Origin of the sequence: Streptomyces vilmorinianum (genome assembly GCF_005517195.1) — a bacterium.
Classification (GTDB): domain Bacteria; phylum Actinomycetota; class Actinomycetes; order Streptomycetales; family Streptomycetaceae; genus Streptomyces; species Streptomyces vilmorinianum.
Genome location: NZ_CP040244.1, coordinates 149,628 through 169,219 on the forward strand (window position 1 = coordinate 149,628; position 19,592 = coordinate 169,219).

Consider the following 19,592-nt stretch of genomic DNA (forward strand, 5'->3'; position numbering starts at 1 on the left):
TGAGGGGGTGTGAGGGGGTGTGAGGGGGTGTGAGGGGCCCACGGGGGTCCCTCACACCACCCCCAGGCCCTCCCTGAACCGTGTGAACTGCTCCTGCGGATCCCCGGTGTACGACCACGGCACCCACGAGGCCCGCGCCCCGAGCATCCCGAGCACCTCCCGCGCCACCTCGGCCTGGCCCGCGTAACAGGCCGCGTGCGCCAGGTAGTTGAGGTCCGCCACCTCCTCCGGGGCCACCGGCGCGCCCGGTTCCCTGCCGCCGATCCAGCGGGCGTGCGTGCGGCGCAGCTCGGTCACCGCGAGCTCGTGCTTCCAGTGCTGGTCGAAGCCGCGCACCGGGCCGCGCCCGAGCGCCCCGTCCGCGATGTAGCGGTACTCCTCCACCCGCGCCACCTGCACCAGGACCGGCAGCGGCGACCCGGGCGGTGCCACGCCCGCCGCGTCCCGCGCGAAGTCGTACATCGCTCCGTGCGTGCCGTGCCAGCGCGCCGACCAGTAGCGCATCACCTGCGCGTGGCCCTCGGTGTTGTACGGGTCGCGTCGGCGCAACTCGTCGAACCACTGCCGCAGTTCGCGGCGCGGCACCCCGCCCTCGTAGAGCCGGGCCACCGACAGCAGCGAGACCCACGGCATCGGGTCGGCGGGCGCCGCCCGCGCCGCGGCGAGGCAGGCGTCGACGGTCGCGTCGAGCCGCCCCCGGTCCACGGCCGTGCCCCGGCCGGCCGCGATGGCCGTGTCGAAGATCCGTACGACCTCGGTCGCCGCCCGCAGGACCGCCGCGTCCGGGCTGTCCGGCTCGGCCGCCCGCCAGGCCTCGACCGTGGAGCTGCCCGCGGCCGCGTGCGCGAGCAGCCGCACCCGGTGCGTGCGGCGCGGCCAGTTCTCGCCGGTGTCCCGCAGCAGGTCGCGTACGCCCTGCCAGCGGCCGATGACGATGTCGTGACGCGCCTCGGTGAGCGCGCGGTCCCCGAAGTCCGGGTCGAGGTCGGGCGTGAAGCGTGCCGGGCGGGACGAGCGTGCGGGTCGGCGGAGTGCGGCCATCCGGGTCCTCCCTCAGAAGTCCGTGGCGAGCGATTCGTCCGCGCGGCGGGCGCGGGGGGTGGTCGGCGCGAACGGCCCGGCCGCGGCCAGTGCGCGCACCGCGTCGAGCCGGGCGGGACGGTAGTACGCGCTGCCCTTGCGCCAGTGCACGACCATCGGGACGACGCCGACGAGCAGTCCGCCGAGGCCGATGACCAGCGCGGTCGTGGACAGTTCGCCGAGCGACTCGACGAACGCCCACAGCATGAACGCGGCGCCGAGCAGCGGCCACACCCCGCCGAGCAGGAAGTTCCGTACGGAGGTCAGCAGCAGCGACTTGTACGCGACGACCGCGGCGAGCCCCGCGAGGCCGTAGTAGAACGCGATCTGGAGGCCGATCGCGTTCACCGCGTCGCTGAGGATCTGTCCCACCGAACCGGCGGCCGCCGCCGCGCAGAACATCAGCAGCGCGGCGGCCCCGACGGCGGCGATCGCGACCCACGGGGTGTTCCAGCGGCGGTGGACGGTGCCGAGCGCGGCCGGCAGCGTGCGGTCGCGGCCCATCGCGAACAGCGAGCGGGTGACCTGGATGAGGGTGGTCTCCAGGGTGGCGACCGTGGACAGCAGCACCGCCACGATCAGCAGCTTGCCGCCGACGCCCGGCCAGATCTCCTGACCGAGGACGGCCAGGACGTTCGCGCCCGCGGACTCGATCTGCCCGGCGCTCAGGAGCACGTTGACCGCGACGGTGAACGCCTCGAAGAGCAGGAAGACGACGCCGACGCCGATCAGCGCGGCGAGCCCGGCCGTGCGGCGGCTGTCGCGGGTCTCCTCGCTGAGGTTGCTGGTGACGTCCCAGCCCCAGAAGTAGAACGCGGCGATCAGCGCGCCCGACGCGAAGCCGGCCGGGCCGTCGAAGTGGCCGAAGCCGAACCAGGACCAGTCGAAGGCGGTGGCGTGCCCGCGGTGCAGGACGGCCGCCACGACGAAGACGACGAGGATGAGCATCTCGACGCCGGACATGAGCAGTTGGGCCCGTACGGTGAGCCGGGCGCCGGCCAGGACCACGAGCAGCATCACCAGGAACCAGCCGGCTCCGACGGCGGCGGCCAGCGGGGTGCTGCCGGCGAGCGAGGGGGCCACGAGGGAGAGCGTGAGCGTGCCCGCGGGCAGGGATCCGGCGACCATGAACACGGTCGCGGAGACGACGAGGGCCCAGCCGGAGAGGAAGCCGAGGAAGGGGTGGAGGGTGCGGCCCACCCAGGAGTATCCGGCGCCCGCGTTGACGTCGATCCGGCCGAGGCGGGCGTAGGCGAGGACGATGCCGAACATCGGTATCGCGCAGTAGAGCAGCGCCGCCGGTCCCGCCACGCCGACCGCGCCGAACAGGACGGCCGTGGTGGCGGCCAGCGAGTAGGCGGGCGCACTGCCGGCGACGGCCATGACGACGGTGTCGAAGGTCCCGAGAACATTGGGCTGCAGCCCTCTGCCGGTGGTCGTGCGCATGGCGGATGTCCTTGGGGGGCACGGGGGTGGTGCAGGACGAAGTGACCGTGTCGCCGGGTCACTTGTTCGCCGGAACGAGCACGGATCAAGGTGAATCGAGCGCATCGTAGTCGCACCCGCGGACTCCGTGGACGGCGGCATGGAGGGTTCCGTTCCGTGACCACCGGTAAGGGCATCCGTGCGCCCCGCGACGGGCGTTTAGTCCGCCTCTCCCCGGGGAGAGGCGATGGCCCGGGCGGCCCGCACCTCCTGGCGCAGCGGCGCGAGCACGCCCTCTTCGTCCCCGGTGAGCTCCGCCCGTACCTCCACCAGGACGTCGCTGCTGCGCAGTCCGTCCGCGAGTTCGCGCAACTGCCGTTCCACGGCGGCCACTTCCTCCGGCGCGGGTGCGGGGGCGCCGTGGTTGACGCGGACCCGGGCGGCGGTCGTCGCGTCGACGATCCGCTCCACGGCGACGACCAGCGGCCACCAGGCGGCGGCGACGGTACCGGTCGGCGGCGGCTCGGTCAGGGCGCGCTGGAACTCGGAGCGTACGGCCGACAGGTCGCGGTAGAGCGCGCGCCGGGCCCGGACCCGGGCGCCCTGGTCCTCCTCCTCGGGTGAGCAGAACGCCCGCGTCACGTACGCCGCGCAGTCCGCGACCGCGTCCGCGAGCCGGTCGCCGACCCGGCTGTGCCAGGACTCGGGCCAGAGCAGATAGCCGGCGACCAGTGCGATCCCGCAGCCGACGAGGGAGTCGTAGAGGCGGGGCAGGACCAGGTCGACGCCCTGGCGGTTGAGGAGGTCGGAGAGCAGCAGGATGACGGGGGTGATCGCCGCGGTCTGGAAGGCGTACCCCTTGGCGGAGAAGGCCGGGATCAGCGCGCCGAGCGCCAGCATCACCGGCACGTCCCACCATCCTCGCGGCACCTCCGCGAGGAGCGGTGCGGCGATGACCAGACCGGCGGCCGTGCCGAGCGCGCGCAGCACCGCCCGGGAGAAGACCGAGCCGAAGTCCGGCTTCATCACGAAGGTGACGGTGAGGGCGACCCAGTACGAGCGGGGTACGTCGACGAGCGAGACCAGCGCCTGGGCGAGGCCGATGCAGAGCGCGAGCCGCAGCCCGTACCGCCAGGACGCCTCGGAGACCAGCACGGCGCGTGCGGTACGGCGGGCCCGTACGCGAAGGGCGGCGGGGCGGCCGAGCCGGTCGTCGACGTTGTAGGGGTTCGGCTCGGCCTTGTGCACGACGGCCGCCGCGTGCCGCAGGGCGTGGTCGACGGCCTTCTCGGAGGGGCGGGAGGCCTCGGGGAGGTCCAGGACGGGCGTGCCGGTGCGGCCTTCCTCGACCGCCTCGGCCAGCTCGCGGACGGCCGCCGGGATCTCGGCGGGCAGCGGCCGGTGGAAGCGCAGCGCCGCCAGGTGCGCGGCGGGGGCCGCCTCCACGAGCGGGATCACCACGTTCAGCTGGGAGAGCAGCCGTACGAGGGCGGGCGCCCGGCCGTGCACGCGGGCGCGGCGGGCCAGGACGAGGTCGTAGGACTGGTTGAGGGAGGCGGTGACGGCGCGCCGCTTCTCGTCGTACGCGTCCGATCCGGCGGCTTCGAGGAGTTCGGCGACGGACCGGTAGGTGCCGGCCACGGCCGTCCGCTCGGGGACCCCGCCGCGCAGGGGCCAGCCGAGCAGGGTCAGGACGAGGACGACGACCCCGCCGAGGGAGAGCAGGAGGGGCGCCGTCCACCAGGGCTCGGGCAGGGGCAGGCCCGCGCCGACGACCGCGTTGAGGAGGAGGAGCAGGCCCGACACGGAGGCGACGGCGCCGATCGAGGAGATCATCCCGGAGACGAGCGCGATCAGGGTCAGGACGACGACGGCGAGCCAGCCCTGCCCGAAGACGAGGCTGCCGAGGGTGACGCCGAGGGCGCCGAAGAGCTGCGGGACGGCGATGTTGTAGAAGCGCATCCGGTACGCGTCGGCGGTGTCGCCGATGACGCCGGAGAGGGCGCCCATGGAGACGAGGGCCCCGTAGACGGGACGGTCGGCGGCGAACCCGACGGCGAGGGGCGCGGCGAGCGCGATCGAGGCGCGGGCGACGGCGGCCCAGGGGATGGGGGTGGGCTGGGGGCGCAGTCCCGCGGTGAGCCAGGGGGGCGGGGCCATCCGTGCGTTGCGCGCCATGCGCCCAATCTACGTGCCCCCGTTACGGGGCCCGCCCCCGCCGGAGCGGTGCCCGCCCGTACCCCTCCCGGGGTTGTGGGCCTCGGTTCCGCTGTGGCGGTGCCCGCCCCTACCCGGCCACCCGCCTCCGTTGTGGGCACCCGTTCCACTGCGGCGGTGCCCGCCCCTACCCGGCCACCCGCCTCCGTTGTGGGCACCCGTTCCACTGCGGCGGTGCCCGCCCCTACCTCCGCCACCCCCCCGTTGTGGGCAACTGTTCCGCTGGGGCGGAACGGGTGGGCACAACGGACGGCGCCCTTGCCGGGCCCAGGCTCCCTGTGCCTGCGGTGCCCACGGGTGCGGCGCCGTCGTGGGTTGTGCCCACCCGTTCCGCCCTGCGGAACGCCTGCCCACAACCCCGGGAGGGGTGAGGGTGGGCACTGCCCTGTGGGACGTCTGCCCACAACCCCGGGAGCGGGAGGGGGGAGGGCACTGCCCTGTGGGACGTCTGCCCACAACCCCGGGAGGGGGAGGGGAGGGGAGGGGAGGGCACCGTCCTGTGGGACGTCTGCCCACAACCCCGGGAGGGGGGAGGGTGGGCACCGCCCTGTGGGACGCCTGCCCACAACCCCGGGAGGGGTGAGGGTGGGCACCGCCCCAGCGGGGTGGAGGCCCACGACCGGGGCTAGCTGCGGTAGCCCTCTACCTCGGAGGCCGGGCGGACCGCCGCCGTGTCCGGGTCCTCGCCGAACTCGGCCTTCGCGCGGCGCTGGCGCAACAGGTCCCAGCACTGGTCCAGTTGCACCTCCAGCTCGGCGAGCCGGGTCCGCTCCTCCGCGAGCAGCCCGCCGGTCCGCTGCCGCAGGGCTCGTTCCTCTTCGACGAGGGCGCTGATGTTCTCCAGGATCTGCTCGTCGTCGTACATCTGCTCCATGTAATCCAGCGTGGCCGATCAGCGGCCGGAGTGCAGGTCGAGCTCGGCGAGGACGGCCCGGTGGTCCGTACCCGCCAGGTCGAGGAAGCGCACGCCGCGCACCCGGAAGTCGTCGCTGACCAGCACGTGGTCGATCTGGACGTACGGCGGCAGGCTCGCCCCCTGCGGCCAGGTCGGCGTCCGGGAGGCGCCCGCGAGCCGGGCGGCGTCGTGCAGCCGGCCCGCGTCGAGGACCGAGCGGAAGGCGGCGTGGTCCTGGGAGGCGTTGAAGTCGCCGGCCAGGACGACCGGGCCGGTGTCGCGGTGCTCGGCGGCGAAACGCTCCACCCGGTCCAGCTCGCCGTTCCACACGTCGACCTGCCCCGGCAGCGGCGGCATCGGGTGCGCGAGCCGGAGCTGGACGTCCCGGCCGCCGATCCGCGCCGTGGCGCCGGGCATGCCCATCGCGGCGGGGATCGGGGGCCGCGCGGTCAGCGGATAGGCGCTGAGGATCAGCGAGCCGGTGGAGCCCTCGCCGTCCACGACGGCCCGATGGGGGTGGTCGGCGCCCAGCTCGGCGGTGAGGGTGCGTACGCAGGCGCGGTCGCACTCGGAGACGTACACGAGCTGGGGCCGCTCGCGTCGTACGGCCTCGGCCAACGCCTCGGTCGCCCCGCCGAATTCGACGTTGGAGGCGAGCACCCGGAGCCGTTCGACGACGGGTCCGCGGGCGGTGGTGGTGTCCGGCCCGTACGGCAGGACGCACCAGGCCGTGGCCGCGAGGACCAGCGCGGCCACTCCGGCGAGCGGCCGTCGCCGGGCGGCGAGGGCGAGCAGCAGGGCGAGGGCGGCCGGGAGGGTCAGCCAGGGCAGGAAGGACAGCAACTGCGGTACGGGGCTGATCGCGTCGGTGCCGAGGATCCGGCAGCCGGTGATCAGGGCCGGTACGGCCACCAGCAGCCCGGCGGCCCAGGCGGTGACGCGATGCCTGGGCCGTACGAGGGGTGGAGCGGGCTCGGCGGCGGTTGCCTCGGTGATGGCCACCTCGTCAGTGTCGCAGGGCCTGCCCGATCTCCGCCGTGGTGCTTCCCGTCAGGGTGCGATTGCTGCGCGCCGTACCGGTCTTGGACTGCCCCGGCTCGACACCGTCGATGTTCAGGACGACCACGTCGAGCAGATTGCCTTCACCGTCACGGAAGTTGACCATGATCGTGTAGTCGGCGCTCTTGTCCGCCGGGTTCGTCGCGGTGATCTCGGAGATGGTCCGGTCGCCGTCCTCCTCCGTCGGCCCGGCCTTCACGTCGCCGGTGGCCTTCACCCCGTCCTTGACCTCGTTCATCTTCTCCTGGGCGGCCGAGGCCACGGCAGCGGTGGCGGAGGCGACGATGTCCTCCGCCTTCTGCTGGTCCTCCTCGGTGCAGCCGGTGACGGCCAGGGCGAGGAGCGCGGCCGTGGCGACGGCGAGGGCCCGGACGGGGGCGCCGGTTCGGGTGCGGGTCACACCGTGTCCTTGCCGTAGGTCTCGTGCGTGGCCAGCGCCCAGATCACGAAGACCGAGACGGCCATCGAGAACAGGGCCCACCACGGCTGGTACGGCAGATAGAGGAACTGGGCGATGATGTTCAGGGAGGCCAGCGCGATACCGGCGATCCGGCCCCACGCGGTGCCCTTGAGGATGCCGAAGCCGGCGAGGGCGACGATGACGCCGAGGCAGAGATGGATCCAGCCCCAGGCCGTCAGGTCGAACTTGAAGACGTAGTCGCCGACGCGGGTGAAGACCTCGTCCTCCGCGATGGCCACGATGCCCTGGAGGATGTCGACGATGCCGATGACCACCATGAGGACGCCGGCGAAGAGAGTGCCGCCGGAGGTCCAGGAGTCACCGGTGCTCTGAGTGCGGGGTGCAGTGTTCTGGCTCATGCGCTCATCGTCCGGCCGATCGTCAAGGACCGAACTTTCTACTACGCCGAACGGGTGATCGGGCCCGCGGAGCCCCTGGCCAGGCCGTGCCCGGCCGTGCCCGACCGGGCCCCGGGCGGTCCGGTTGCGGGGGCCGGGGCTCCGGGTGTGCCCTTGAGGTGGTGAGGGGGTGAGGGGGGCGAGAGTGAAGGAGCTCCTGCCATGGCCGCACACGCAGCGGTGCCCGTACGGCGCCGGACGAGTACACCCGGTTGGGCCCTGCCCGCGACGCTGGGCGCCGTCTACGGCCTCTACACGTCCTTCATGGCACGCGGTGAAGGCGTCGGCTCCTGGGGCCAGTTCCTGTACGGAATCGTCTCCGCTGTCGCCCTCGCCGGCGCCGTGTACGCACTGCGGCGAGAAGGCCACGTTCTGCCACGCGAACTGCGCGCCACGGCGTGGGCGGCGCTGGCCGGCATCGCGATCGGCTTCCTGTTCAGCCTCTCCGATGCGAGCGTGGTGTCCTCGACCGTGCTCGGCCTCGTGGTCGCGGCGGGCATGTTCTGCGCCAGCTTCTACTTCTTCTACACGCACGAGGACGCGGCGGGCCGGCCGGTGCGGGGCGCGCCGTCGTAGCGGCCGGTGCGGCGCCGGTGGTAGGCGATCGCGACGGCGGTGAGCAGGACGGGCCAGGCGACCAGGGGCAGATAGCAGCCGGCGAACACGGCCTCCTGGAGCGCGTCGGTGCGCATCCGGCCGTCGGGCCCGCCGAGTCCGGCGTAGGCGGCGTACGCGTACCAGCCCATCAGGCCGTAGAGCCCGGCCGCCCCCGCGAGCGCGGTGGCGGTCGCGGCACTTACGGAGACGTTCCGGCCGCCCAGGAACGGGATCCACCGCGGGAACACCTCGCCCCAGGAGCGGACGAGCCCGAGGGTGAGGAAGGCGAGCAGCTCGGAGAGGGCCGTCAGCGCGACGAGGTACGGGAGTCCGCCCGTGCCGGGGTCGGTGTCGGCGTGCTGGACGACCGGGGCGCCGAGCCCGAGCGCGATCCGCCAGAGTCCGGAGGGCAGGACGAGCAGCGGGACGGCGTGGGCGGCGAGGACGGCCCAACGGGGCACGTCGGCCAGGGCCTTCGGCCGCGTCTTCGGCTTCATCGTCATGGGCATCAGCGTGCCGGTGGGGCGGCGGCCAGGGCGTCGGCCCGGCGGCCGTTCCGCCTCCGCCGCGCGGCGGAGGCGAGGTCATCCCCTGACGTCATCCCCTGACGTCGTCCCCTGTCGTCCCCTGTCGTCCCCTGACGTCGTCCTCTGGCATCCCGGGCGCGGTCGTCGGAGACTGGTTGAAGCGGAACCGACCTGCCCGCCGGAAGGACTGCCGGAAGGAAGCGCATGACCGACCTCGCCATCGAGACCGAGGGCCTGGTCAAGGTCTTCGGCACGAACCGGGCCGTCGACGGCATCGACCTTCGCGTCCCGGCCGGCACCGTCTACGGCGTCCTCGGCCCCAACGGCGCGGGCAAGACCACCGCCGTGAAGATGCTCGCCACCCTGCTGCGCCCGGACGGCGGCCGGGCCCGGGTCTTCGGCAACGACGTGGTGGAGGACGCCGACACCGTACGGGGCCGGGTGAGCCTGACCGGCCAGTACGCCTCCGTCGACGAGGACCTGACCGGCACCGAGAACCTGGTCCTGCTCGGCCGGCTCCTCGGCCACTCCCGCCCCGCCGCCCGCGAGCGCTCCGCCCAGCTCCTCGCGGCCTTCGGGCTCGCGGAGGCGGCCGACCGGCAGATCAAGAACTACTCGGGCGGCATGCGGCGCCGCATCGACATCGCCGCGTCCATCCTCAACACCCCTGACCTGCTCTTTCTCGACGAGCCGACGACCGGTCTCGACCCGCGCAGCCGCAACCAGGTCTGGGACATCGTGCGCGCGGTCGTCGCCCAGGGCACCACGGTCCTGCTCACCACCCAGTACCTGGACGAGGCGGACCAGCTGGCGTCCCGTATCGCCGTCATCGACCACGGGAAGGTGATCGCGGAGGGCACGAAGGGCGAGCTGAAGGCCTCGGTGGGCTCGGGATCGGTGCATGTACGGCTCCGGGAACCCGAGCAGCGCCCGGCGGCCGAGCGGATCCTGACGACCGCCCTGAACGCGACCGTCCAGCTCGACCCGGACCCGGTCGCGCTGACCGCCACCGTCAACGGCCACGGCACGGACCTCGGCGCGGCGGAGCAGGCGGCGCGGGCCCTGTCCGAGCTCGCCAGGGCCGGGATCACGGTCGACAACTTCGGGCTTGGCCAGCCCAGCCTGGACGAGGTGTTCCTGGCGCTGACGGACCGGCCCGCCGACGGCACCACCCCCGATCCGGCCCCCGATCCGGCCTCCGCCCCGACCTCCGCCCCGACCTCCGACCGGACCCCCGATCCGACCTCCGACCGGAAGGGACCGACGGCATGACCACCGTCACCACCGGCAAGGACACGCAGACGGCCGATGCCCTCGACTTCGTCGCCCCGAAGGCGGACGAGCTGGCGGCGCTGCTCGTGGGGCAGTCCCGCCCGCCGCGCCCCAGCGCGCTCTCCGCCTCGCTGACGTTCGGCTGGCGGGCCATGCTCAAGATCAAGCACGTGCCGGAGCAGCTGTTCGACGTGACGGCGTTCCCGATCATGATGGTGCTGATGTACACGTACCTCTTCGGGGGCGCGCTGGCCGGCTCGGTCTCGGCGTACATCCAGTTCCTGCTGCCGGGCATCCTCGTGCTGAGCGTCGTGATGATCACGATGTACACGGGTGTCTCGGTCAACACGGACATCGAGAAGGGCGTCTTCGACCGCTTCCGCACGCTGCCGATCTGGCGGCCCGCACCGATGGTCGGCTATCTGCTGGGCGATGTCGTGCGCTATCTGGTCGCCTCCGCGGTCATGCTCACGGTCGGCGTGATCATCGGCTACCGGCCGCACGGCGGGGCCGTGGGCGTCCTGCTCGGGGTCGCGCTGCTGCTGGTGTTCTCGTTCGCGTTCTCGTGGATCTGGACCATGTTCGGGCTGCTGCTGCGCAGCGAGAAGTCCGTCATGGGCGTCTCGATGATGGTGATCTTCCCGCTGACGTTCCTCTCCAACGTCTTCGTCGACCCGAGGACGATGCCGGGCTGGCTGCAGGCCTTCGTCAACAACAGCCCGGTGACGCATCTGTCGACGGCGGTACGGGAGTTGATGGCCGGGAACTGGCCGGCGGCGGACATCGCCTGGACGCTGGGGTGGTCGGCGCTGTTCGTGGTCGTCTTCGGGGCGGTCACGATGCGGCTCTACAACCGCAAGTGAGGCGGCGCGGCCCGCTGGGGGCCGCCACCGTGTCACCGTGATCAAGGTCCGAGGCGGCGCCTCAGTCCAGGCGCAGGTCGGCGAGCTGCCGCTCGAACGGCACGAGTTCGTCGTCGTCCGCGTCCCCGGCCGGGCCCCTGGCCGCGACCAGGTCGGCGAGTTCGTGTCCGGCCCGGCGGATCCGGGACGGCAGGCCCTCGGTGTACTCGTCGCCGCCCGATCCCCAGTCCTCCGAGGCCGCGTAGACGGCCGTCGGGACGACGAGCGCCCGCAGGTAGGCGAAGAGCGGCCGCAGCGCGTGGTCGAGGACGAGGGAGTGGCGGGCGGTGCCGCCGGTCGCCCCGATGAGCACCGGCTTGCCGGTCAGCGCGTCCGGGTCGATCAGGTCGAAGAAGGACTTGAACAGGCCGCTGTACGAGGCGGTGAAGACGGGGGTCACCGCGACGACCCCGTCCGCGCCGGTCACGGCGTCGATCGCCGCGCCCAGCTGCTCCGAGGGGAAGCCGGAGACGAAGTTCTTGGCGATGTCGAGGGCGAGGTCGCGCAGCTCGATCACCTGGACCTCGACGGCGTACTCCTGCTCGGTGAGCCGCCCCTCGGCGGCCTTGGTGAGCCGGTCGGCGAGCAGCCGGGTCGAGGAGGGGCTGCTGAGTCCGGCGGACACGGCGACGAGCTTCAGGGTCTGCATGACTTACGCCTCCTGAGTGCGTACGGCGGGGTGGAGCGGGGCGGTCTCCGGCACGCCGGCCGGCCGCAGGGCGGCGAACTCCTTGCGCAGCACCGGGACGACCTCCTCGCCGAGGATGTCGAGCTGCTCCAGGACCGTCTTCAGGGGCAGACCGGCGTGGTCGACCAGGAAGAGCTGACGCTGGTAGTCGCCGGCGTACTCCCGGAAGGACAGCGTGCGTTCGATGACCTCCTGGGGCGAGCCGACGGTCAGCGGGGTCTCCCGGCTGAACTCCTCCAGGGACGGACCGTGGCCGTAGACGGGCGCGTTGTCGAAGTAGGGGCGGAACTCGCGTACCGCGTCCTGGGAGTTCTTGCGCATGAAGACCTGGCCGCCGAGGCCGACGATGGCCTGCTCGGGGGTGCCGTGGCCGTAGTGCGCGTACCGCTGCCGGTAGAGGCGGACCATCTTCTCGGTGTGCTGCTTGGGCCAGAAGATGTGGTTGGCGAAGAAGCCGTCGCCGTAGTACGCGGCCTGTTCGGCGATCTCGGGGGAGCGGATGGAGCCGTGCCAGACGAACGGCGGGACGCCGTCGAGCGGGCGCGGGGTCGAGGTGAAGCCCTGGAGGGCGGAGCGGAACTTCCCCTCCCAGTCGACGACGTCCTCCCTCCACAGCCTGTGGAGGAGCGCGTAGTTCTCGATGGCGAGCGGGATGCCCTGGCGGATGTCCTGGCCGAACCACGGGTAGACGGGGCCGGTGTTGCCGCGGCCCATCATCAGGTCGACGCGCCCGTCGGCGAGGTGCTGGAGGGTGGCGTAGTCCTCGGCGATCTTCACCGGGTCGTTGGTGGTGATCAGTGTCGTGGAGGTGGACAGGATCAGGTTCTCGGTCCGCGCGGCGATGTGCCCGAGCAGGGTGGTGGGGGAGGAGGGCACGAACGGCGGGTTGTGGTGCTCGCCGGTCGCGAAGACGTCGAGCCCGACCTCCTCGGCCTTGAGCGCGATCGCGACCGTGTTCTTGATCCGCTCGTGCTCGCTGGGGGTGCGGCCGGTGGTGGGGTCGGTCGTGACGTCGCCGACGGTGAAGATCCCGAACTGCATCGTGTTCACCTCTCACTCGGTGGAGTTGATTGAATCTTAAACTATCCTGCCCAACCGCGCACCCCCGCGGCCTATTCCCCGGCCGTACTCTGGTCGGTATGACCGATACCGGCACCGACCCCGTGCCCGCGCCCGATCCCGTGCCCGCGCCCGATCCCGCCCTCGACAACGAGCGGTGGAAAGAGCGCGGCGTGATGCTCCGCGTCTTCGTGTACGTCTTCGCGACGCACGCGTTCGCGGGTTTCGTCTGGCTGCTCTTCTACGTGGGCCAGAACGCCCAGAAGTAGCCGCCGCGACCGGCTCACGTAGAGCTCCCGTAGAGTTCGCCGACGTGAACGGTGCGATATCGGTCGTCGGGATCGGCGCGGACGGCTGGGACGGCCTCCCCGAGAACTCCCGCCGGACCCTGCGCGCCGCCGACGTCCTGATCGGCGGCCCCCGACAGCTCGCCCTGCTGCCCGCGGCCGAGTGCCCCGGCGAGCGGGTCACCTGGCCCTCCCCGCTGCGCCCCGCCGTCCCCGGCCTCCTCGCGGCCCACGAGGGCCGCTCCGTCGCCGTCCTGGCCAGCGGAGACCCCATGTTCTACGGGATCGGCCGCACGCTCGCCGAGACCGTCGGCGCCGACCGCTTCCGCTTCCTTCCGCACCCGTCCTCCGTCTCGTACGCCTGCGCCCGCCTCGGCTGGGCCCTGGAGGCCGTCGAGACCGTCTCCCTGGTGGGCAGGCCGCTCGCCGCGCTCACCGCCGCCCTGTACGACGGGAGGCGCCTGCTCGTCCTGAGCGCGGACGGCGGCACCCCGGCGGAGGTGGCGGACCTGCTGCGCGAGCGCGGGTACGGGCCGAGCCGGATGCGGGTCCTGGAGCAGCTGGGCTCGGACCGCGAGCGGACCGTGGACGCCACCGCGGACACCTGGCCGCCCGGCGGACGGGCGGACGCGCTGAACGTCATCGCCCTCGACTGCGTCCGCTCCCCCGAGGCGCCGCGCCTCGGCGCCGTACCCGGCCTGCCGGACGAGGCGTACGAGCACGACGGCCAGCTCACCAAGCGGTACGTCCGCGCGGCCACCCTCGCGGCCCTCGCGCCCGCGCCCGGCGAACTGCTCTGGGACATCGGCGGCGGGTCGGGGTCCATCGGCATCGAGTGGATGCGGACCGACCGCTCCTGCCGGGCGATCACCGTCGAGAAGCACCCCGAGCGGGCCGAGCGCATCCTCCGCAACGCCGACGCCCTCGGCACACCGGCCCTGCGCGTCGTCACCGGCCCCGCACCCGCCGCGCTCGCCGGGCTGCCCACGCCCGACGCCGTCTTCATCGGCGGCGGCCTGACGGCGCCCGGCCTGCTCGACGCCTGCTGGGAGGCGCTCCCCGCGGGCGGCCGGCTGGTCGCCAACACGGTGACGCTGGAGTCCGAGGCCCTCCTCGCGGAGCGCTACCGCCGTCACGGCGGTGAACTGGTCCGGCTCGCCGTCGCCCAGGCCGTCCCGGTGGGCGGCTTCACCGGCTGGCGCCAGGCGATGCCGGTCACGCAGTGGTCCGTAACGAAATCAGGAGTTGGAGCATGACCGTCTACTTCATCGGCGCGGGCCCGGGCGCGGCCGACCTGATCACCGTGCGGGGCGCCCGCACCCTCGCCTCCTGCGGCGTCTGCCTGTACGCGGGCTCCCTGGTCCCGCGCGAGCTGCTCGCCGAGTGCCCGCCGGACGCGCGCCTCGTCGACACCGCCGACCTGGACCTGGACGGGATCGTCGCCGAGATCGTCCGGGCCCACGAGGCCGGCCACGACGTGGCCCGGCTCCACTCGGGGGACCCGTCGGTCTTCAGCGCGGTGGCCGAGCAGATGCGCCGGCTGGACGCGCTGGACATCCCGTACGAGGTCGTACCGGGCGTCCCGGCATTCGCCGCGGCGGCCGCCGCGCTCAAGCGGGAGCTCACCGTCCCCACGGTGGGCCAGACGGTCATCCTCACCCGCATCGCCCAGCAGGCCACCCCCATGCCGGAGGGCGAGGACCTGGCGACCCTGGGCCGCAGCGGCGCCCTCCTGGTCCTCCACCTGGCGGCCCGGTACGTGGACCGCGTCGTCTCCGAGCTGCTGCCGCACTACGGCGCCGACTGCCCGGCCGCGGTCGTGGCGATGGCCAGCCGCCCGGACGAGATCGTGCTGCGGGGCACCCTGGAGGACATCGCGCCGCAGATGAAGGAGGCCGGGATCACGAAGACGGCCGTGATCCTGGTCGGACGGACGCTGGCGGCCTCGCAGTTCCGCGACAGCCACCTCTACGACCCGGCGCGGGAGCGTCACGTCTGCTGACGCGGACGCGGACGCAGGCGGGGGCGCGGACGCGGACGCAGGCGCGGACGCAGGCGAGCCGGGCACGTGTCGTGCCCGGCCCGGCCTGTTCGACTCACGGACCTCAGGCGTTCGGCCGCTTGCCGTGGTTCGCCTTCTTCTTCTTGCGGGCCCGCTTCTTGTTGCCACGCTTCGCCATGGGACTCCCTCTCGTCGGGGGGCTTTGCCCTGGCAAGCCTAGGTACGCGGGGTGCCGGCCGCATCCGCTGAACGGCTGTCGGTGGCGTGCGCTTGGATGGCCGCATGACCGTACATGACGTGGCCCGGGCGCTTCCGGGCATCGGTGAGCTGAGAGACCACTGCCGGGGCCTGGCCATGCTGGACGCGGTCCTGAGCCCGGAGTGGGAGGACCGGTACTACTCCTTCGACTCGCACTGGTCCGAGTCCGAGGACATGGCCTCGATGCGGGACGGTCAGGGCAACGAGTACGCGATCGTCTTCTCCCCGGCCGGGGCCTACGTGCGCGGCTTCGACCACGAGTCGCCCCTGAGCCCGTACGGTCCGCTCGCGGACGGCGAGCCGTGGCCCGGCGTGCTCGATTCGGTGCCCGAGGTGTTCCGGCCGTACGTGACGGAGCCCGCGTTCACGGACGAGGACGGGGTCCCGGTGGTCACCGCCTGCCTGTGGCGGGAGGTGGGTGACGCGGCGTGGAGCACGGGCACCTTCGACCACCCGGCCGACTCCGACCTCCAGGGGTTCCTCTTCCACCTGCTGGTGGACCGCTCGCCCGAGGCGTACGCGCGGTGGGCCGAGGCGTACTACGAGACGCCCGTCGACGCGGCCGCCGTCCGCCACGTGCTGGCCCTGCGTCCGCTGACGAAGGAGCTCGTCGCCGCCCTCAACCCGGACGTCGATTTCGCCGAACTCGCCGACGACATCGAGGAGATCGGCTACCCGGCCTGACGGGGGGCGCGGGTAGCAACATGTGCTACATGGAAGCCACGGCCCGAGGGTTCAATCAGAAGTCGTCCCAGATCCTGGCCGCGGCGGCCCGTGGTGAGACCGTCACGGTCACCAAGAACGGCGTCGCGGTCGCGCGCGTGGTGCCCATAGGAGACGAGATCCCCCCGTATCCCACCGACCCCATGGGGCCGATAGACCTTCCCGACCTCGGCCTTCCCGACCTCACCGACGATGAGATCGAGGACGTCCTCAAGGGGATGGGCGGGACTTCGGCGTGATCGCCATCGCCGACACCAACGCCCTCTACCGTCTCCTCGACCCGCGTCTGACCGGGCACGAAGCGCACAAGGAAGGGCTGCAGGTGATCAGCCACCTGGTGATCTCTCCCATGGTGCTCGCCGAACTGGACTGTCTGGTCTCGGCGCGCGCCGGTGCACGCGAGGCGCTGACCGCAGCCCGGTTCATCGAGCGCTACACGGCCACCCGCCGTTTCGAGGTTCCGCCGGTGGCTGCGCATCTGTCCACGGCGATCGCCGTCGCCGAAGGCTACGCGGACGCGGATGGCGGGAGGGGCATCGGGATGACGGACGCGATGAACGTCGCCCTGGCGGCCGCGTACGGCACGGAGGTCCTGTTCACCACGGACCGGCACTTCCGCATGGTCCGACCGCTCACCGGCCACAAGGCGTTCCGGTTGTTGCCCGACGACCTGTGAGGTCAGGCCGCTACGGCCCCGCCACCGCCGATCGTCCCACCACCGTGCCCGCGCGGTCGATGCAGACGACGTCGACCGCGACCGGGGCGCCCCGCAGGACCGCGAGGGCCTCGTCGCGGGCCCGGGTGGCCACCAGGTCGCCGAGGGGGACGTCCGCCGCCTCGCAGAGGCGGAGGGCCGCGAGGCCCGTGTTCGCGTCGGCGATCTCCGCCGCCAGGGACTCGGACGCGCCGCCCGAGCGGGCCAGGTCGGCCAGGAAGGGCTTGTCGACCTGGGAGCGGGCCGAGTGCAGGTCCAGATGGCCCGCCGCCAGCTTGGAGAGCTTGGCGAAGCCGCCGCAGACGGTGAGGCGGTCGACCGGGTGGCGGCGGATGTACTTGAGGACCGCGCCAGCGAAGTCGCCCATGTCGAGCAGGGCGATCCCCGGCAGGTCGTAGAGCGTCGTCACCGTCTTCTCGGAGGTCGAGCCGGTGCAGCCCGCCACGTGCGTGAGCCCCGCCGCGCGGGCCACGTCCACGCCGCGGCGGATGGAGTCGATCCAGGCCGAGCAGGAGTACGGGACGACGATGCCGGTCGTCCCGAGGATGGACAGGCCGCCGAGGATGCCGATCCGCGGGTTCCACGTGGAGCGGGCGATCTCCTCGCCGTGGTCGACGGAGACCGTGATCTCCACGTCGCCGCCGGCGCCGTGGGCCGCCGCGACCTCGGCGATGTGCTCGCGCATCATCCGGCGCGGGACCGGGTTGATCGCCGGCTCGCCGACCTCCAGGGGCAGGCCCGGCAGTGTGACCGTGCCGACGCCCGGGCCGGCCCGGAAGACGACGCCGGAGCCGGGCGGCAGGATCCGTACCGTCGAGCGGACCAGCGCGCCGTGGGTGACGTCCGGGTCGTCACCCGCGTCCTTCACGATCGCGGCCATGGCGTGGTCCGCGGCCAGCTCCTCGGCCGCCAGGGCGAACGAGGGGCGCCCGCCCTTCGGCAGCGTGATCGTCACGGGGTCGGGGAACTCGCCGGTCAGCAGCGCCGTGTACGCGGCCGTCGTCGCCGCCGTCGCACAGGCACCGGTCGTCCAGCCCGGGCGCAGGCCGGTGTGCTTGAGTTGGGCGTCGCGCCCGCCGCCCGAACTCATGAAGGGACTCCCGTGGCTCCCGTGCACGTACTCATTCTCGGCGGGACGACCGAGGCCCGCGCCCTCGCCGCGGCCCTGCACCCGCACCCGGGCGTCCGCGTCACCAGCTCCCTCGCGGGGCGCGTCGCCCAGCCCCGGCTCCCGGCCGGCGAGGTACGGGTCGGCGGCTTCGGGGGTGTCGAGGGGCTGGTCGACTGGGTGCGCGAGCACCACGTGGACGCGGTCATCGACGCCACCCATCCCTTCGCCGAGCGGATCAGCTTCAACGCGGCCCGGGCGGCCGCCACCGCCCATGTTCCCCTGCTGGCCCTGCGCCGCCCCGGCTGGGTCCCGGTCGAGGGCGACGACTGGCACCAGGTCGCCTCCCTGGAGGAGGCGGCCGGCGCGCTGGACGGCCTCGGGGAGCGGGTGTTCCTGACGACCGGCCGGATGGGCCTCGCGGCCTTCGCGGCCTGCCCCCAGTGGTTCCTCGTCCGCTCGGTGGACGCCCCCGAACCCCCGATGCCGGCCCGTACCGAGATCCTGCTCGACCGGGGCCCCTTCACCCTCGAAGGCGAGCGCGAACTGCTGAGCCGCCACCGCGTCGACGTCCTGGTCACCAAGGACAGCGGCGGCGCGGCCACGGCCCCGAAACTCCGCGCGGCCCGCGAGGCGGGCATCCCCGTCGTGGTGGTCCGCCGCCCACCCGTACCGGAGGGCGTGCCGACGGCGGCGACCCCCGAGGAGGCCGCCGCCTGGGTGCTGGGCTGACGCCAGGGTCAGCCGTCGAGGCCCGCGACGAAGGTGGACCAGGTGGTGGGGGCGACGGCGAAGGTGGGGCCGTCGGTGACCTTGGAGTCGCGGAGATGGACGGAGTGGGGGCAGGTGGCGACCTCGACGCAGTTGCCGCCGCTGTCGGAGCTGTAGGACGACTTGCGCCAGTCGAAGGCCACCTCGACGCAGTCGCCGCCGCTGGAGCTGCTGTAGCTGGACTTGAACCAGTGCAGGGTCTTGCTCATCTTCCCTCTCCCGCCAACTGCTCGATGAGGCCCAGAGAGTCGCGAGGATCCAAGGCCTGTGCCCGGATCTTCGCACAGCGCTGGGCGTACGTACTTACCTTCGCCGGGTCGGTGATCAGCACGCTTTCGTCCTGTACTTCCAGGTAGACGAGGCGGTCGTGTTTCGGCGTTTCGATCACATTCAGCTCGCCTCGGGCACCAGCATTCTCTCCGCTGAGGCCGACGTCCATCGGCAGCACCTGGAGGGTGACGTTCTTGAGTCGGGCGCACTCGGTCAACAGCTGGTACTGGTCCCGCATGATCTCTCTGGTGCCGACCATCCAACGCAGTGTGGTCTCGTGCAGGGTCAGCTCGATCAGGCACGTCGGCTCCCGGTCGAAGAGCGCCTTCCGCAGCATCCGCGCCTCCACCAGCTCTTCGACCCGCGCTTCCGGGAGCGGCGGGTAGCCGCCGCCGATCAGCGCCCTGGCGTACTCCTCCGTCTGGAAGAGGCCATGCACGACCTGCGTTGCGTACAGGCTCAGACCCACCGCCTTCTGCTCGATCGGCGCGTAGTCCCGGAACTGGCTCGGCAGCTTCTCCAGCCGTACCAGCTCCCGCATCTCCTCGAAGATGCCCGTTCCCTCGCCCAGCGCCCTCTCCAGCCGCACCAGCATGTCGTCGCTCACCGGCTGCGTCAGGCGCTCCATCGCGCTGACCGCCGCGCCGGTATATCCCATCTCCACCCCCAACTGGTCCTGCGTCAGGCCCCTCTTCACCCGCATTCTCTTCGCCACCTGCGCCACCATCCGCGCCGCCGGGCCCGCCGTTTCCTTGTTTTCCGCTCGCGCCATCGCGATCCCCATTCGGTCTCGACCGATCTCAACCGGTCTCAACTGCTCCCCGCCGAATTCGACTGCGTACGAGGGGCGTTGACGCAGGTCAGGTGGGTTGCCACGCC

General features: G+C 72.7%; 24 protein-coding genes. 10 read left to right on the plus strand and 14 right to left on the minus strand.

The features are described from left to right. Nucleotides 1-51: 51 nt before the first annotated feature. The 7 genes from FDM97_RS00710 to FDM97_RS00740 form a co-directional block, all read right to left on the minus strand. Complete coding sequence (locus FDM97_RS00710; protein ID WP_137988338.1) at nt 52-1,041, minus strand: hypothetical protein; 990 nt, start codon at nt 1,039-1,041, stop codon at nt 52-54. Nucleotides 1,042-1,053: 12 nt separating this feature from the next. Beyond that, the gene (locus tag FDM97_RS00715) at nt 1,054-2,526 is read right to left on the minus strand and encodes an APC family permease (RefSeq protein ID WP_137988339.1); all 1,473 of its coding nucleotides are present in this window, start codon (nt 2,524-2,526) and stop codon (nt 1,054-1,056) included. 198 nt (nt 2,527-2,724) lie between these two features. Next, complete coding sequence (locus FDM97_RS00720) at nt 2,725-4,683, minus strand: FUSC family protein (RefSeq protein ID WP_175438993.1); 1,959 nt, start codon at nt 4,681-4,683, stop codon at nt 2,725-2,727. A gap of 664 nt (nt 4,684-5,347) precedes the next feature. Further along, on the minus strand, nt 5,348-5,587 hold the full coding sequence (locus FDM97_RS00725; protein WP_137994580.1) for a DUF2630 family protein: 240 nt from the start codon (nt 5,585-5,587) through the stop codon (nt 5,348-5,350). Nucleotides 5,588-5,614: 27 nt separating this feature from the next. Continuing rightward, nucleotides 5,615-6,619, minus strand: a complete 1,005-nt coding sequence (locus FDM97_RS00730) for an endonuclease/exonuclease/phosphatase family protein (protein WP_137988340.1) — start codon at nt 6,617-6,619, stop codon at nt 5,615-5,617. Between the two features lie 4 nt (nt 6,620-6,623). Then, on the minus strand, nt 6,624-7,076 hold the full coding sequence (locus tag FDM97_RS00735; RefSeq protein ID WP_137988341.1) for a hypothetical protein: 453 nt from the start codon (nt 7,074-7,076) through the stop codon (nt 6,624-6,626). Next, on the minus strand, nt 7,073-7,495 hold the full coding sequence (locus FDM97_RS00740; protein ID WP_137988342.1) for a DUF7144 family membrane protein: 423 nt from the start codon (nt 7,493-7,495) through the stop codon (nt 7,073-7,075). Before FDM97_RS00740 ends, FDM97_RS00735 begins: the two co-directional genes overlap by 4 nt. 201 nt (nt 7,496-7,696) lie before the next feature. Between FDM97_RS00740 and FDM97_RS00745 the strand changes: the two genes are divergently transcribed. After that, nucleotides 7,697-8,110: a hypothetical protein gene (locus tag FDM97_RS00745; RefSeq protein WP_137988343.1), complete on the plus strand. Its 414-nt coding sequence runs from the start codon at nt 7,697-7,699 to the stop codon at nt 8,108-8,110. On the opposite strand, the gene FDM97_RS00750 is transcribed toward FDM97_RS00745, so the two are convergent. Continuing rightward, nucleotides 8,059-8,634: a hypothetical protein gene (locus FDM97_RS00750; protein WP_254705441.1), complete on the minus strand. Its 576-nt coding sequence runs from the start codon at nt 8,632-8,634 to the stop codon at nt 8,059-8,061. The two genes, FDM97_RS00745 and FDM97_RS00750, sit on opposite strands and share 52 nt — an antisense overlap. Before the next feature lie 228 nt (nt 8,635-8,862). Here FDM97_RS00750 and FDM97_RS00755 point away from each other — a divergent pair, with 228 nt between their 5' ends. Both FDM97_RS00755 and FDM97_RS00760 read left to right on the plus strand, forming a co-directional pair. After that, nucleotides 8,863-9,930 (plus strand): ATP-binding cassette domain-containing protein, encoded by a 1,068-nt coding sequence (locus FDM97_RS00755; RefSeq protein WP_254705442.1) that lies wholly within the window; start codon nt 8,863-8,865, stop codon nt 9,928-9,930. Beyond that, entirely contained in the window at nt 9,927-10,793 is an 867-nt protein-coding gene (locus FDM97_RS00760; protein WP_137988344.1) for an ABC transporter permease, read from the plus strand. The genes FDM97_RS00755 and FDM97_RS00760 overlap by 4 nt, the downstream gene beginning before the upstream one ends. 61 nt (nt 10,794-10,854) lie before the next feature. Here FDM97_RS00760 and FDM97_RS00765 read toward each other — a convergent pair whose 3' ends face one another. Then, on the minus strand, nt 10,855-11,481 hold the full coding sequence (locus FDM97_RS00765) for an FMN reductase (RefSeq protein WP_137988345.1): 627 nt from the start codon (nt 11,479-11,481) through the stop codon (nt 10,855-10,857). Nucleotides 11,482-11,484: 3 nt separating this feature from the next. Then, nucleotides 11,485-12,561 carry an LLM class flavin-dependent oxidoreductase gene (locus FDM97_RS00770; RefSeq protein ID WP_137988346.1) on the minus strand — a complete coding sequence of 359 codons (1,077 nt, stop codon included), beginning with the start codon at nt 12,559-12,561 and terminating at the stop codon, nt 11,485-11,487. 98 nt (nt 12,562-12,659) lie between these two features. Between FDM97_RS00770 and FDM97_RS36795 the strand changes: the two genes are divergently transcribed. From FDM97_RS36795 to cobM, 3 genes are read left to right on the plus strand one after another with little or no spacing between them, the layout of a single operon-like run. Beyond that, entirely contained in the window at nt 12,660-12,848 is a 189-nt protein-coding gene (locus tag FDM97_RS36795) for a DUF6126 family protein (protein ID WP_137988347.1), read from the plus strand. A gap of 44 nt (nt 12,849-12,892) precedes the next feature. Continuing rightward, nucleotides 12,893-14,122 carry a precorrin-6y C5,15-methyltransferase (decarboxylating) subunit CbiE gene (gene cbiE, locus FDM97_RS00780; protein ID WP_137988348.1) on the plus strand — a complete coding sequence of 410 codons (1,230 nt, stop codon included), beginning with the start codon at nt 12,893-12,895 and terminating at the stop codon, nt 14,120-14,122. Beyond that, nucleotides 14,119-14,868, plus strand: a complete 750-nt coding sequence (gene cobM / locus FDM97_RS00785; protein ID WP_137988349.1) for a precorrin-4 C(11)-methyltransferase — start codon at nt 14,119-14,121, stop codon at nt 14,866-14,868. The genes cbiE and cobM overlap by 4 nt, the downstream gene beginning before the upstream one ends. 103 nt (nt 14,869-14,971) lie before the next feature. On the opposite strand, the gene FDM97_RS37060 is transcribed toward cobM, so the two are convergent. Further along, nucleotides 14,972-15,046 (minus strand): 50S ribosomal protein bL37, encoded by a 75-nt coding sequence (locus FDM97_RS37060; RefSeq protein WP_099895366.1) that lies wholly within the window; start codon nt 15,044-15,046, stop codon nt 14,972-14,974. Between the two features lie 104 nt (nt 15,047-15,150). Between FDM97_RS37060 and FDM97_RS00790 the strand changes: the two genes are divergently transcribed. The 3 genes from FDM97_RS00790 to FDM97_RS00800 are packed head-to-tail and all read left to right on the plus strand — an operon-like array spanning nt 15,151 to nt 16,525. Beyond that, nucleotides 15,151-15,810 (plus strand): hypothetical protein, encoded by a 660-nt coding sequence (locus FDM97_RS00790; RefSeq protein WP_137988350.1) that lies wholly within the window; start codon nt 15,151-15,153, stop codon nt 15,808-15,810. Nucleotides 15,811-15,839: 29 nt separating this feature from the next. Beyond that, entirely contained in the window at nt 15,840-16,088 is a 249-nt protein-coding gene (locus tag FDM97_RS00795; RefSeq protein ID WP_137988351.1) for a type II toxin-antitoxin system Phd/YefM family antitoxin, read from the plus strand. Beyond that, complete coding sequence (locus tag FDM97_RS00800; protein WP_137988352.1) at nt 16,085-16,525, plus strand: PIN domain-containing protein; 441 nt, start codon at nt 16,085-16,087, stop codon at nt 16,523-16,525. The genes FDM97_RS00795 and FDM97_RS00800 overlap by 4 nt, the downstream gene beginning before the upstream one ends. A 10-nt stretch (nt 16,526-16,535) precedes the next feature. On the opposite strand, the gene FDM97_RS00805 is transcribed toward FDM97_RS00800, so the two are convergent. Further along, on the minus strand, nt 16,536-17,654 hold the full coding sequence (locus FDM97_RS00805; protein ID WP_137988353.1) for a cobalt-precorrin-5B (C(1))-methyltransferase: 1,119 nt from the start codon (nt 17,652-17,654) through the stop codon (nt 16,536-16,538). Between the two features lie 21 nt (nt 17,655-17,675). On the opposite strand from FDM97_RS00805, the gene FDM97_RS00810 reads away from it, so the two are divergent. After that, entirely contained in the window at nt 17,676-18,404 is a 729-nt protein-coding gene (locus FDM97_RS00810; RefSeq protein WP_137988354.1) for a cobalt-precorrin-6A reductase, read from the plus strand. Between the two features lie 8 nt (nt 18,405-18,412). Here the strand turns inward: FDM97_RS00810 and FDM97_RS00815 are convergent, their stop codons facing one another. Both FDM97_RS00815 and FDM97_RS00820 read right to left on the minus strand, forming a co-directional pair. After that, on the minus strand, nt 18,413-18,652 hold the full coding sequence (locus tag FDM97_RS00815; protein WP_137988355.1) for a DUF397 domain-containing protein: 240 nt from the start codon (nt 18,650-18,652) through the stop codon (nt 18,413-18,415). Then, nucleotides 18,649-19,497 carry a helix-turn-helix domain-containing protein gene (locus FDM97_RS00820; protein ID WP_254705443.1) on the minus strand — a complete coding sequence of 283 codons (849 nt, stop codon included), beginning with the start codon at nt 19,495-19,497 and terminating at the stop codon, nt 18,649-18,651. Before FDM97_RS00820 ends, FDM97_RS00815 begins: the two co-directional genes overlap by 4 nt. Nucleotides 19,498-19,592: the final 95 nt, after the last annotated feature.